The organism is Lentibacillus sp. (assembly GCF_035301925.1).
Classification (GTDB): domain Bacteria; phylum Bacillota; class Bacilli; order Bacillales; family Amphibacillaceae; genus Lentibacillus.
This window is the reverse complement of record NZ_DATGTI010000039.1, coordinates 15937-28674: the sequence shown is the minus strand read 5'-3', so window position 1 is coordinate 28674 and position 12738 is coordinate 15937. Positions and strand designations below refer to the sequence as shown.

General features: G+C 43.1%; 12 protein-coding genes. All 12 read left to right on the top strand.

The window, feature by feature from the left end:
* The coding region (locus tag VK080_RS03570; protein ID WP_324223417.1) for a sporulation peptidase YabG at positions 1 to 441 on the top strand (441 nt) is incomplete at its 5' end.
* Positions 442 to 863: 422 nt separating this feature from the next.
* Positions 864 to 1124 carry a biofilm formation stimulator Veg gene (gene veg, locus VK080_RS03565; RefSeq protein WP_324223416.1) on the top strand — a complete coding sequence of 87 codons (261 nt, stop codon included), beginning with the start codon at positions 864 to 866 and terminating at the stop codon, positions 1122 to 1124.
* Positions 1125 to 1294: 170 nt separating this feature from the next.
* The gene (locus VK080_RS03560) at positions 1295 to 1465 is read left to right on the top strand and encodes a small, acid-soluble spore protein, alpha/beta type (protein WP_324223415.1); all 171 of its coding nucleotides are present in this window, start codon (positions 1295 to 1297) and stop codon (positions 1463 to 1465) included.
* A gap of 189 nt (positions 1466 to 1654) precedes the next feature.
* Positions 1655 to 2512, top strand: a complete 858-nt coding sequence (gene ispE, locus VK080_RS03555; RefSeq protein WP_324223414.1) for a 4-(cytidine 5'-diphospho)-2-C-methyl-D-erythritol kinase — start codon at positions 1655 to 1657, stop codon at positions 2510 to 2512.
* 71 nt (positions 2513 to 2583) lie between these two features.
* On the top strand, positions 2584 to 3393 hold the full coding sequence (purR, locus tag VK080_RS03550; RefSeq protein WP_324223413.1) for a pur operon repressor: 810 nt from the start codon (positions 2584 to 2586) through the stop codon (positions 3391 to 3393).
* 165 nt (positions 3394 to 3558) lie between these two features.
* On the top strand, positions 3559 to 3849 hold the full coding sequence (gene spoVG, locus VK080_RS03545) for a septation regulator SpoVG (RefSeq protein WP_324223412.1): 291 nt from the start codon (positions 3559 to 3561) through the stop codon (positions 3847 to 3849).
* Between the two features lie 655 nt (positions 3850 to 4504).
* Positions 4505 to 5884, top strand: a complete 1380-nt coding sequence (gene glmU / locus VK080_RS03540; RefSeq protein WP_324223411.1) for a bifunctional UDP-N-acetylglucosamine diphosphorylase/glucosamine-1-phosphate N-acetyltransferase GlmU — start codon at positions 4505 to 4507, stop codon at positions 5882 to 5884.
* Between the two features lie 15 nt (positions 5885 to 5899).
* Positions 5900 to 6853 carry a ribose-phosphate diphosphokinase gene (locus tag VK080_RS03535; protein WP_324223410.1) on the top strand — a complete coding sequence of 318 codons (954 nt, stop codon included), beginning with the start codon at positions 5900 to 5902 and terminating at the stop codon, positions 6851 to 6853.
* Between the two features lie 129 nt (positions 6854 to 6982).
* Positions 6983 to 7624, top strand: a complete 642-nt coding sequence (locus VK080_RS03530; RefSeq protein ID WP_324223409.1) for a 50S ribosomal protein L25/general stress protein Ctc — start codon at positions 6983 to 6985, stop codon at positions 7622 to 7624.
* Between the two features lie 280 nt (positions 7625 to 7904).
* Positions 7905 to 8465 carry an aminoacyl-tRNA hydrolase gene (pth, locus tag VK080_RS03525; RefSeq protein ID WP_324223408.1) on the top strand — a complete coding sequence of 187 codons (561 nt, stop codon included), beginning with the start codon at positions 7905 to 7907 and terminating at the stop codon, positions 8463 to 8465.
* 76 nt (positions 8466 to 8541) lie between these two features.
* A complete protein-coding gene (locus tag VK080_RS03520) occupies positions 8542 to 8772 on the top strand; it encodes an anti-sigma-F factor Fin family protein (protein WP_324223407.1) in 231 nt (76 codons plus the stop codon).
* A 252-nt stretch (positions 8773 to 9024) separates the two neighbouring features.
* On the top strand, positions 9025 to 12549 hold the full coding sequence (gene mfd / locus VK080_RS03515) for a transcription-repair coupling factor (RefSeq protein WP_324223406.1): 3525 nt from the start codon (positions 9025 to 9027) through the stop codon (positions 12547 to 12549).
* The last annotated feature ends 189 nt before the right edge of the window (positions 12550 to 12738 follow it).

Here is a 12738-nt window from a genome sequence, read left to right as displayed (position 1 = left end):
GTTAGTTCACTTGTGGACGAATTTCAGCCGAATATCGTCGTAATTACGGGTCATGATTCGTTTTCCGGAAATAAAGGGCCGAAGAGCGATCTTCGTGCCTATCGTCATTCAAAATACTTTACTGAAACCGTTAAGGCTATCAGACAAAAGAACCCGCGGCTGGATGATCTGGTAATATTTGCAGGTGCCTGCCAATCTCACTTTGAGTCGTTAATCCGGGCTGGAGCAAATTTCGCCAGCTCGCCATCCCGAATTAACATCCATGCATTGGATCCGGTTTATATTGCAGCAAAAATCGCCTATACGCCGTTTATGGAAAAAGTGGGTGTATGGGATGCATTGCGCAATACTTTAACCGGAGAAAAAGGAATGGGCGGCGTGGAAACACGAGGTCTTTTACGGACGGGATTGCCCTATATTCCTGAAGAAGATGACGATTAATTAAACATGTTTTAAAAGGTTGTTCAAAAAAGTCCGGTAAAAATGACACATCGCACAAAGGATCTTCTGCTAAAAATCACCCACGACAGTTGCTAACGCAGAAATATCCTAAGCCTGCTGCTCCAAACTGCCCCGCCCCCCAGTCTAGGACGTTGCGAACTTAGCCGGCCGGTCTTTTTTATCCTTCTTTTTTGGAACACGCAATTTAACAATGACGGAATCGGTATCAGGCCGGTTCCTGCCCCTCACTTTCTGTATCATGTCTTTATAGCATACATAATTTGTAAACAATTTGTCATAATAAAGATAGAAAAGGGTTTTTTCTTGTTGACATTAAAAAAGCTATGCTGTTATAATATAAAGTTTTATTTGACTATTATACAAGCATATGCTATCATTGAATATGAGTGAGGTGGAGTATAGTGGCAAAAACATTGGTCGAAATTAAACAAGGTCTTGAATGTCATGTCGGTCAACGGTTGCGCTTGAAAGCAAACGGCGGCAGGAGAAAGACAATTGAACGCTGCGGTATACTGGCAGAAACATACCCTTCCGTTTTTATTGTTGAATTGGATCAGGACGAGAATGCATTCGAGCGTGTTTCATACAGCTATGCTGACGTGTTGACTGAGACAGTGGAGTTAAGTTTTCAGGATGACAAAGCAATGATTGCGGAGCAGTGAACCCGGGTTTACTGCTTTTTTATTTTATTTGCATTGTCAGTTTTATATACGGTTTTTATATGAGAAAAAAATATTTCCTTTTTTGTATACATATAACGGGTGTTTCTTTCGGTCATCCCCATAAACTATAGATGTCGTAGGCACTCTTACAGGAAAGGGGATGTTCTTTCGTGGCCAGACGCGGTGGAGCAATGTCGGATCAGCTGAAAGAAGAAATTGCAAAAGAGTTAGGCTTTTACGACACAGTTCAGAAAGAAGGCTGGGGCGGTATCAGAGCAAAAGATGCCGGAAACATGGTGAAACGTGCAATTGAAATGGCCGAGCAAAATATGAAATCATAAGGCAGACCCTTAAGGGGGTTTGCCTTTTTTAAACCTCTCCCTATACACCTTGAAAACGGATGAGCACTGGTTTTCCTTTGAAGGTCGCCACTGTTTGGCGAATATGATACAATTTGCTGTAGTTTTACTTATCGGAAAATAGGTTAACTCCCGCGAAAAAACCAAGTCTTCGTAAAGTGGGTGATCGAGATGGTTTTATTTGAACGGGCGCCGGCAAAAATTAATTTATCACTTGATGTCCTTGGAAAGCGCGGGGATGGGTTTCATGAAGTTGAAATGATCATGACATCTGTGGACCTGGCTGATCGGGTTGAGTTAAACACCATTGATGAGGATACGATAGAGGTTTCTACCGATAGCCAATATGTTCCAAATGATGAGCGGAACATCGCTTATAAGGCTGCGCTTGCTTTTAAAAGCAAATATCAGTTACACCAGGGTGTCCGCATTGAAATTCAAAAAAATATTCCTGTATCGGCGGGGCTTGGCGGCGGGAGCAGTGACGCAGCTGCTGTCCTTCGAGGTCTTAACAGGATGTGGTCGGTTGATGCTTCATCAGATGAATTGATTGAATTGGGTGCGACGCTCGGATCGGATGTGCCTTTCTGCATTCAAGGCACTACCGCAATTGGGACAGGCCATGGTGAGCAAATAAGCATACTGGATTCTCCCCCAACTTGCTACGTTGTGCTGGCAAAACCGAATATTGGCATTTCCACCAGACATATTTTTCCCAAAGTTGACTTGGATACACTTCATCATCCAAATACACACGAACTTATCCGTTCCCTGGAAGAAAAAGATTTTGGAAAACTGTGCCATCATATTGGCAACGCATTGGAAAGTGTTACATTTTCGTTACACCCGGACGTAAAGCGTATCAAGGACAAAATGCTTCAAACTGGTGCTGATGGTGCCGTCATGAGTGGAAGTGGCCCCACAGTTGCAGGTCTCACCAGACATTACAGTAAAGCCAGGCGTGTTTATAACGGATTAAGAGGATTTTGCAATGAAGTATATATTGTTCAGCTTCTTGATCGCCGCTAAAATTTGATTAAAAACGTATATTGATGATATATTTACCTAAAACATTCGGATATAGAACTGGAGGTGGCTATATGAAACGAAGCGATCGATTAGTATCATTGACGCGTTATTTTCTGGAACATCCTAAAGAGCATATGTCACTGCCGTATTTCAGCGATAAATATGATGCTGCTAAGTCGTCAATCAGTGAAGACTTGTCTATTGTTGATCGTGTGATGCAAAAAGAAGGCATCGGTTATTTACAAACACTTCCCGGTGCATCAGGCGGTGTCAGTTTCATACCTGAGTTTTCCAGGGAAAGAAGTCATCAGTTTATCGATGAGCTTTGTCACACGCTGGAGGATTCCAGCCGTATTCTTCCCGGCGGTTATTTATATATGAGTGATATTTTAGGCGATCCGAAAATGGTGAATCAGATAGGCCATGTATTAGCTTCGACTTTTTCCAATCTGGACATTGATGTGGTCATGACAGTCGCGACAAAAGGCATCCCGCTTGCATATGCAACAGCAGCAGTTCTGAATGTACCAGTTGTTATCGTCCGGCGTGATCCGAAAGTGACCGAGGGGTCATCCGTCAGTATCAACTATGTTTCCGGATCATCACGCAAAATTCAGACAATGGTTTTGCCGAAACGGAGCTTAACGGATAATGCCAATGTTTGCATCATTGATGACTTTATGAAAGCCGGCGGGACGATTAATGGGATGGTCAGCCTATTGGATGAGTTCAATGCAAAGGTGCAGGCCATCGGTGTGCTGGCAGAAGCAGATGATGAAGAAGATGAACGTGTTGTCGAGAATTATACATCTCTGGTAAAGATTACACATGTGGACATAAAGGAAAAAACAATTGAAGTCCGTCATGGGAATGTCACTTAAAGTGTGAACATCCTCTAAAAATTTGCTAGGGCTGTGGCATTTCATCGGAATCCCTTTTTGCAAGAAGGCAATATTTTCTAAAATTTTTTTACTAATTAGGCAGGAATTCTTATTGTTTTGTTGAAATATGGTAATAAGTTCAAAAGGGAAAAGGTGGTGAACATCATGGAAGTTACTGACGCTAGATTACGCCGCGTGAACACAGAGGGCAGAATGCGAGCAATTGCATCGATTACCATGGATGGGGAATTTGTAGTCCACGATATCCGTGTGATTGATGGCAATAATGGGCTGTTTGTGGCTATGCCTTCCAAACGTACCCCTGATGGTGAATTCAGGGATATTGCCCACTCTATCAATTCTAATACTCGCGGTAAGATCCAGGATGCAGTATTAGAAGAATATCACCGTGCCGGAGACGGTACAGAAGACTACGAAGAAGCCGGAGCATCCTAAATTAATTATTAACAGAGGGTCTGATCTGTAACAGGTTAGCCCTTCTTTTTTTGTCCCGCCTTAACGGGCATGCTGACAATAACGCGACGTCCTCGAAAACGAATTACTTCGAGCAATGTATCGCTGCTAAAGCGTTCCTTGTGCGGCTTTATTGTCGGTATCAGCACGTCCTGCCGCAAGACCCCCGCTTCAAGATTTCAAAGAAAGTCGGGGGATCAGCTACCCGTAAAGGTCTGATTTGGTTCGGGTCTGGCGAGGCAGGTCACAAAGGTGCTGCTACACAACACCCGAGGTATTAGCTTTTTTTCCCCTTCATCAGTGAGGATAAACACCCCGCTGAATAAAGTTTCACTTTGCTTTTTTGTGCCACCGTTCAGCTGGGGAAAAAGCACAAGTATAATTTTCCGTGTTTCTTATCTCTTTTGCTGAACATCGCCAAGCCTTCACTTTATCTCGCAAGTAACGGCCGTAACCACCAAGAGGCCACGGCTAACTGACCTAAGTGTTCTGACTAACTAGTATTCAGTGGAGAGATCTTCACTGAATGCAGTTTCACGTTATCCCCCGGGCACACTTTTAGCTGATATATTTAATTGTTGAAATTAACGTTTTTTTAAGATATATTCATAATGATAAATGGAATGGAGGATTCCTCATGGCTAATCGTTATGCTGTGATTCTTGCTGCAGGACAGGGGACCCGAATGAAGTCAAAACTGTATAAAGTGCTTCATCCTGTTTTAGGTCGCCCCATGGTGCAGCATGTAATCGAACAATTGAAGACGGTAAAGCTTGATAAAATGATTACAATTGTCGGCCACGGTGCTGAAAAAGTCTCTGAGCATATTGGTAATGACAGCCAAATGGTTTTACAGGAGGAACAATTAGGAACTGGTCATGCCGTTTTACAGGCCGAGGATTTACTTAAAGACAAGGACGGTACGACTATAGTCGTCTGTGGTGATACCCCGCTCATCACTGGTGAAACTTACCAGGCACTTTTTGCTCACCATGAACAGGAAGATGCCATGGCAACGGTCTTAACCGCAAAAGCGCCAGACCCTTCAGGTTATGGCAGAGTTATCCGCAATGACCGGAATGAAGTTGAACGGATTGTTGAGCACAAAGATGCGGTAGGTTCCGAACTTCAAGTGGATGAAATCAATACGGGGACTTATTGTTTTGATAATAAAGCGCTTTTCGAAGCATTACACCACGTATCGAATGATAATGTACAAGGTGAGTATTATTTGCCGGATGTCATCGGAATCCTGCAAAGCCGGAATGAAAAAGTAAGTGCTTTCCAGACATCCGATTTTGAAGAAACACTGGGAATCAATGACCGGGTGGCACTGGCTCAGGCTGAAAAAACGATGAAAAAACGTATTAATGAAGCGCATATGCGGAATGGTGTAACGCTGATCGATCCGGATCACACGTATATCGGTCCGGATGTTGTCATCGAACAGGATGTGCTGATTCATCCAGGCTCGGTCATTAAAGGCGAGACAACGATTAGGACAGATGCCGAAATAGGACCGCATACGGAAATTGATAATTGTTATATCGGACGAGCAAGTGTTATCAAACAAAGTGTTGCCCGTGAGAGTCATATCGGTAACCGGGTACAGGTCGGGCCTTTTTCCCATATCCGACCGGAAGCCTCCATCGGTAATGAAGCAAAAATTGGCAATTTTGTTGAAGTGAAAAAATCTTCTTTAGGTGATAAAAGCAAAGTTCCCCATTTAAGTTATATCGGGGATGCCGATGTGGGAAACAATGTTAATATTGGCTGCGGAACGATTACCGTTAATTATGATGGGAAGAATAAGTACTTGACAACGATTGAAGACGATGCATTTATCGGCTGCAATTCCAATTTAGTCGCACCGGTAACAGTCGGAAAAGGCTCTTTTGTTGCTGCAGGTTCGACAATCACGAAAGATGTGCCTGAAGATGCATTATCGATTGCCCGTGCCAGGCAAGCAAATAAAGAAGGTTACGCATCACGAATCAAAAATCAAAAAAAGGATTAACGGAGGGTTAATGTCATGGCATCTGACTATAAGGATCCAAAGCTGAAGGTGTTTTCACTCAATTCGAACCGGAAGTTGGCAGAAGATATTGCCGATCATATCGGGACGACATTGGGAAAGTGTACAGTTACTGCTTTTAGTGACGGTGAAATTCAGATTAATATCGAGGAGAGTGTGCGCGGCTGTGACGTGTATGTAGTACAATCAACTTCATCACCGGTCAATCAGCATATGATGGAACTTTTGATCATGATTGACGCCCTGAAGCGTGCTTCTGCAAGATCCATCAATATTGTGATGCCATATTACGGCTATGCCAGACAGGACCGTAAAGCACGTTCAAGAGAGCCGATAACGTCGAAGCTTGCAGCTGATCTTCTGGAAACAGCAGGTGCTGACCGGGTGATCACTCTTGATCTGCATGCACCGCAAATACAGGGATTCTTCAATGTACCAATCGACCACTTGCAAGGTGTGCCGATTTTGGCGAATTATTTTGAAGAGAAAAATTTTGAGGATATTATCGTTGTTTCTCCGGATCACGGCGGTGTGACCCGGGCAAGGAAAATGGCGGATTATTTGAAAGCCCCAATCGGAATCATTGATAAACGCCGCCCGCGTCCGAACGTTTCAGAAGTCATGAATATTGTTGGTAATATTGAAGGGAAGACAGCGATCCTCATTGATGATATCATTGATACAGCAGGCACCATTACGCTTGCCGCCAATGCGTTAGTTGAAAATGGCGCCAAAGAAGTTTATGCATGCTGTACACATCCTGTTTTATCAGGACCTGCACTTCAGAGGATAAATGATTCAAAAATCAAGGAATTGGTCGTTACTAACTCAATTCCGCTTTCGGAAGAAAAGACAAGTGATAAAATCACAGTGTTATCTGTTGCTTCGCTGATTGGTGAGGCCATAACCCGTGTTCATGAACTGAAGTCAGTTAGTATTTTGTTTGACTGATTTCACTTATGAAGTCAGTGTGTTTTGTGTGAATGAACAAATTATGTTTTAATGGAAACGTTACTGAAAAAGAATTTGCCATGTGAAACCTGTGCAAAATGAGGTTTTAAATAATGGAGGGTGATAGGAATGGCAGTAACATTAAAGGCAGCAAAACGTGAAGACCTTACCAAATCTGCTACAAAACAGATTAGACTGAATGGAGATGTCCCATCAGTTGTATACGGTAAGGATAAAGAATCCAAAGCTATTTCGGTCAATCGTATCGAATTAGTCAAAACAGTTCGTGATGAAGGCAGAAATGCGATCATTTCACTTGATATTGAGAATGAGAAGCCTGTGGATGTCATGCTTCATGAATATCAAATGGATCCATTGAAAGATGAACTGATCCATGCTGACTTTTATATCGTCAACATGGCGGAGGAAATGGACGTGTCTGTATCCCTTACGCTGGATGGTGAACCTGCTGGTGTGAAGGATGGCGGTGTCCTGCAGCAGCCGTTATACGAATTGCAGGTTCGTGCTAAACCGGCAGATATTCCAGAGGTGATTTCTGTTGATGTAACCCAGATGGACATAGGGGATACCGTCACTGTCGCTGATTTGCCGAAAGCGGACAACTATGAAATCATCGAAGAAGAAGATACGACGATTGCTACCGTTATTCCACCGGATACCGCAGATGATGCTGAAGAAGCACCTGAAGATGAAAATGTCGAGCCTGAACTCGTTGGCGCTGAAGACGAGGACACGGAAAAAAGCGAATAATACGATAGGCAAGTAACTGGAAACCCTCCTAGTCAGATTAGGGGGGTTTTGCTTCATCCGTAAGATTATTCAAGATCGGGGTTATCGCCCTTTTAATAAGTTCAGAAAATATAATTTTCAGTAAGTTATTTCAAGATTGAAAACAGCTGGTCCACCAATTTCTTCGAGTCTGACTTTTGGCCTCTGACCTCTAAAGACGAGGCGGAAGCCGAGTTTTTTCGAAATCCATCTTTAAGGCGTAAAAAGCGTCTTATAAAAATGCCATAAAGGAAGTGGCACAATGAAATGTATCGTGGGCCTGGGCAATCCAGGAAAAAAATATAACAAAACCCGTCATAATGTCGGCTTTATGGTCATTGATGAGTTGGCCGGGCGTTATGGCTGGAAATTAAAAAAAGATAAATTCAACGGCAAGTCAACTGTGGAAACCTGTGATGGTGAAAAAGTCATCCTTCTGAAACCACAGACGTTTATGAATCTTTCCGGTGAATCTGTTCGCCCGTTAATGGATTTTTATCAAATCGAGCCTGAAGATGTGCTTGTTATCTACGATGACCTCGATCTGCCGGCAGGAAAGGTTCGGCTGCGTCAGAAAGGCGGGCATGGCGGGCATAATGGCATCCGTTCGATCATTGATCATATCGGTACAAAAGAATTCAAACGTGTGCGCATCGGGATCGGGAGACCTGACTCAGCCATGCCTATTGTGGATTATGTGTTGCGGCCGTTTTCAAAAGAACAGCAGGAAGATGTACAGTCAAGCATCAAAAAAAGTGCTGATGCATGTGAAACGTGGCTGCAGAAACCGTTTGCTGAGGTTATGAATGAATATAACAGCTGACCGGCAGCCAGTATAAAAATACACTTTTCGGATAAACTTTAGGATATCCCTATGTTTATTCGAGGAGGTATTTTTTATGTCGGTTGTTTATAATTGCAGACATTGCGGTCAGGAAATTGGCAGGTTGGATCAGCGTATGGTTGATACCTCTATGCTTGGGCTCGATCAGTTATCACCTGAAGATAAACGTGATATGATAAACTATGGAGCGAATGGTGAGGTTACAATCAAGTCCATCTGTGAAAACTGTGAAGAATCGCTTGGCAGTCATCCACAGTATCATGAACTGGACTATTTTATACAATAATATAATATATTAAGTAAAAAAGCTTTGGTTCGTTCTGATAGAGGTTGTTCAAAACGTCTGGTTTATATCCCGCATATAACAGGTCAGTAACCCGTCAAAAAACAGCGGCTAACTGCCCGTAATTGCCCGATTCGGTTCAACTAACATTCAGTGGAGAAAAAGCGCTCCACTGAATGAAGTTTCACTTTATCCTCTTAACATGCACTATCAGACGGCAATCAAGGCATTTTTGCACGTAACAGGTGGGGAAAAATGAACGGAATTTATGAGTTTTTACGATCGAAAGAAGATATTGCATCAGTTATCAATGGCATATCAAACGGGATGAAGGAACAGCTGGTTGCTGGTCTGTCGGGATCTGCCCGAAGTCTTTTCGTAACCGTGTTGAATGAGTCATTGAAAAAGCCTGTTTTGCTTGTAACCCATCAGCTTATACAAGCACAGCAGCTGTATGATGACTTAACGGAATTTATTGGTGATCAGCATGTTCATTTATATCCCGTGAATGAACTAATTGCTTCGGAAATTGCCGTTGCAAGTCCTGAACTTAAAAGTCAGCGAATCGAAGCATTAAGTGAGTGGTCACAAAAAAAATCCGGCATACTGATTGCTCCTGTAGCGGCATTAAAGCGTATTCTGCCTCCAACAGATTACTGGGCCAGATATCAGCTCGATTTTCAGATTGACAAAGAAATTGACCTTGATACATATCTGTCATCCCTGGTGGATATGGGCTATGAACGGGTATCAATGGTGACAGCACCGGGTGAATTTAGTCGCCGTGGCGGGATTATTGATATTTACCCCGTTACTGAAACACACCCGGTGCGTATCGAGTTATTTGACGATGAAGTCGATTCAATCCGTTTTTTTGATGCGGAAAGTCAGCGTTCATTGGATAAGCAGCGTGCGGTTACAATTGGCCCGGCAACGGAAATGCTGCTCACTGAGGAAGATAGATTGACGGCTGCCCAGCGTCTTGAGGCGGCGTTAGGTGAATCATTGAAAAAAGCGCGCTCCCAGGAAGCAAAAGAAACATTGGCCGGAGCCATTGAATATGATATCGAGCGTTTAAAGAACCTGGAACATTTTCAGGAAATGTATAAATATATTGGCTACCTTTATAATAATCCAGCTAGTTTGCTAGATTATTTGCCATCTGATGGATTGGTTGTCCTTGATGAAATGAGCAGAATCCAGGAAACGGCAACCAGTCTTGATACGGAAGAAGCTGAGTGGTACTCGAGTCTCTTGGAAGCAAATAAAATGGTAAGAAACAGCCATTTTTCTTATGACTGGCAATCAGTATGGGATCAAATCACACATCAGCGTATTTATATGTCCGTTTTTTTACGGCATATTCCGAATACTCAGCCACAAAATATCGTCAATCTGTCGACAAGGGCGATGCAGGAATTCCATGGGCAGATGCATTTGTTTAAAAATGAATTGAAACGCTGGGAGAAAGGTGATTTTTCGGTTGTGGTTCTGGCACCGAATGATGAGCGGGCCGAAAAAATACAATCCATATTCATGGATTATTCGATTGAAGCGGATGTTACCAGTGAGCTGACGCTGCCTGTAAAAAGACCAACTATTACGGTTGGCGACATCAGTAACGGTATTGAGTTCCCAATGCATAAGCTTGTGCTGATAACCGAAAATGAACTTTTCAAAAAGAAAACAAAACGCCCGCGTAAAAGACAGAAGATTTCCAATGTAGAACGAATCAAAAACTATCAGGAATTAAAAGTTGGCGATTACGTTGTTCACGCGCATCATGGAATCGGCAAGTATTTAGGCGTTGAAACGCTGGAAATGAATGACAAGCATAAAGATTTCATGCTGATCAAATATTCCGGTGATGATAAATTATATGTGCCAATCGATCAGATTGATCTTGTCCAGAAGTATGTTGCTGCTGAAGGCAAAGAACCGAAACTATATAAACTGGGCGGCAGCGAATGGGCCAAAGTCAAACGAAAAGTGCAGTCCAATGTGGAAGATATTGCGGATGACCTCATTAAACTGTACGCCGAACGTGAATCGAGAAAAGGTTATGCATTCAGTGAAGAGACCCAAATGCAGCGTGAATTTGAAGCCGAGTTCCCCTATGAGGAAACGGAGGATCAGTTACGTTGTATTGCGGAAATCAAGGCCGACATGGAAAAAGAACGACCAATGGATCGTCTGCTATGTGGTGATGTCGGCTATGGCAAAACCGAAGTGGCCATCCGTGCCGCTTTCAAAGCGGTGGCAGATGGAAAACAAGTGGCCATTCTTGTACCGACGACTATTTTGGCACAGCAGCATTTTGAAACCATTCAGGAAAGGTTCCAGAACCAGGCGGTTACAATTAGCATGCTGAGCAGGTTCCGCACTCGAAAACAGCAAAATGAAACGATTGAAGGCCTCCGTAAAGGGAAGGTTGATATTGTCATCGGTACACACCGTTTATTATCAAAGGATGTCACCTATCATGATTTAGGGCTTTTGGTCGTGGATGAAGAACAGCGGTTTGGCGTCAAGCATAAAGAAAAAATAAAACAGCTGAAAACAAATGTCGATGTTCTGACATTGACCGCAACACCAATCCCGAGAACATTGCGTATGTCGATGCTCGGGGTCCGTGATTTGTCGATTATCGAGACACCGCCGGAAAACCGTTTTCCAATCCAGACATATGTGATGGAGTATAACCCCGTCTTTGTGCGGGAAGCCATTGAACGGGAAATGGCACGCGGCGGCCAAGTGTTTTTCCTCCATAATTGGGTGGACAACATTGATAAAGTAGCGCGGGATCTCGGCATGCTCGTTGACGATGCCCGCATTGCTGTCGCCCATGGCCAAATGAACGAAATGGAACTGGAAAATATCATTTTTGCCTTTTTGGAAGGTGAATATGACGTGCTTGTCAGCACAACGATTATTGAGACAGGTGTTGATATTCCTAATGTAAATACATTGATCGTCAATCAGGCTGACCGAATGGGGCTCAGTCAGCTGTACCAATTGAGAGGAAGGGTTGGCCGTTCGAATCGGGTAGCCTATGCCTATTTCACTTATCATCGGGACAAAGTGTTAAGTGATGTTGCGGAAAAAAGGCTGGAGGCGATTAAAGAATTCACGGAACTTGGCTCCGGGTTCAAGATTGCCATGCGCGATCTGTCAATCAGGGGTGCCGGTAATCTGCTTGGTTCACAGCAGCATGGCTTTATTGATTCCGTTGGGTTTGATATGTATTCGCAGATGCTTAAAGATGCGGTTGAAGCACGCAAATCAGGGAAAAAACTTGATGAAATTGAAACATTGGAACCGGAATTATCGCTCAAGCTCGATGCTTATATCCCGGATACGTATATTAAGGATGAAAAGCAAAAGATTGATATGTATAAACAATTTCAATCCATTTCATCATCTGAAGCTATCACTGACCTGCAGGATGAATTAATCGACCGTTTTGGGGATTATCCGCAAGAAGTGGCAAATTTGTTTATTGTGTCATCATTGAAAAGACACGCGAAGCAGCAGCGGATTGAATCCATCAGTGAAAAACCTAAGAAAATTGAAATACTTGTCAGCAAAAACCGCAGTCAGCAAGTTGACGGATCAAAACTATTTACGCTGGCCAATCAATTTGGGCGGGAATTTCAGCTTGGAACAGAAGGAAGCAAATTGAAGATTTTGTTTAAATGGAGTCGGGATACACATGAGCAACGTTATGACATACTCGAAAATTTTATCAGCCGGTTATCTGACGTTGACCGGGATGACTAGGATTGTTGAGGATGCCCTCATGTTCAATTCCGGCCCCTGATCTCTTGAGATGCGGCGGCAGTTGAGTTTATCTATCATGTATAGTTCTTTCAGGATGTTTCATACTAAACCCACAACTGGTGTTTTTTCTCATAGAGGATAGATCTGAAAATACATACACCAGGAACAATCATCATAGAAAGTGAGGGC

What these genes read in the sequence shown, in the direction of transcription:
- ispE (WP_324223414.1), top strand. Translation starts at nt 1,655, where the DNA reads ATGGTTTTATTTGAACGGGCGCCGGCAAAAATTAATTTATCACTTGAT.
- purR (WP_324223413.1), top strand. Translation starts at nt 2,584, where the DNA reads ATGAAACGAAGCGATCGATTAGTATCATTGACGCGTTATTTTCTGGAA.
- spoVG (WP_324223412.1), top strand. Translation starts at nt 3,559, where the DNA reads ATGGAAGTTACTGACGCTAGATTACGCCGCGTGAACACAGAGGGCAGA.
- glmU (WP_324223411.1), top strand. Translation starts at nt 4,505, where the DNA reads ATGGCTAATCGTTATGCTGTGATTCTTGCTGCAGGACAGGGGACCCGA.
- VK080_RS03535 (WP_324223410.1), top strand. Translation starts at nt 5,900, where the DNA reads ATGGCATCTGACTATAAGGATCCAAAGCTGAAGGTGTTTTCACTCAAT.
- VK080_RS03530 (WP_324223409.1), top strand. Translation starts at nt 6,983, where the DNA reads ATGGCAGTAACATTAAAGGCAGCAAAACGTGAAGACCTTACCAAATCT.
- pth (WP_324223408.1), top strand. Translation starts at nt 7,905, where the DNA reads ATGAAATGTATCGTGGGCCTGGGCAATCCAGGAAAAAAATATAACAAA.
- VK080_RS03520 (WP_324223407.1), top strand. Translation starts at nt 8,542, where the DNA reads ATGTCGGTTGTTTATAATTGCAGACATTGCGGTCAGGAAATTGGCAGG.
- mfd (WP_324223406.1), top strand. Translation starts at nt 9,025, where the DNA reads ATGAACGGAATTTATGAGTTTTTACGATCGAAAGAAGATATTGCATCA.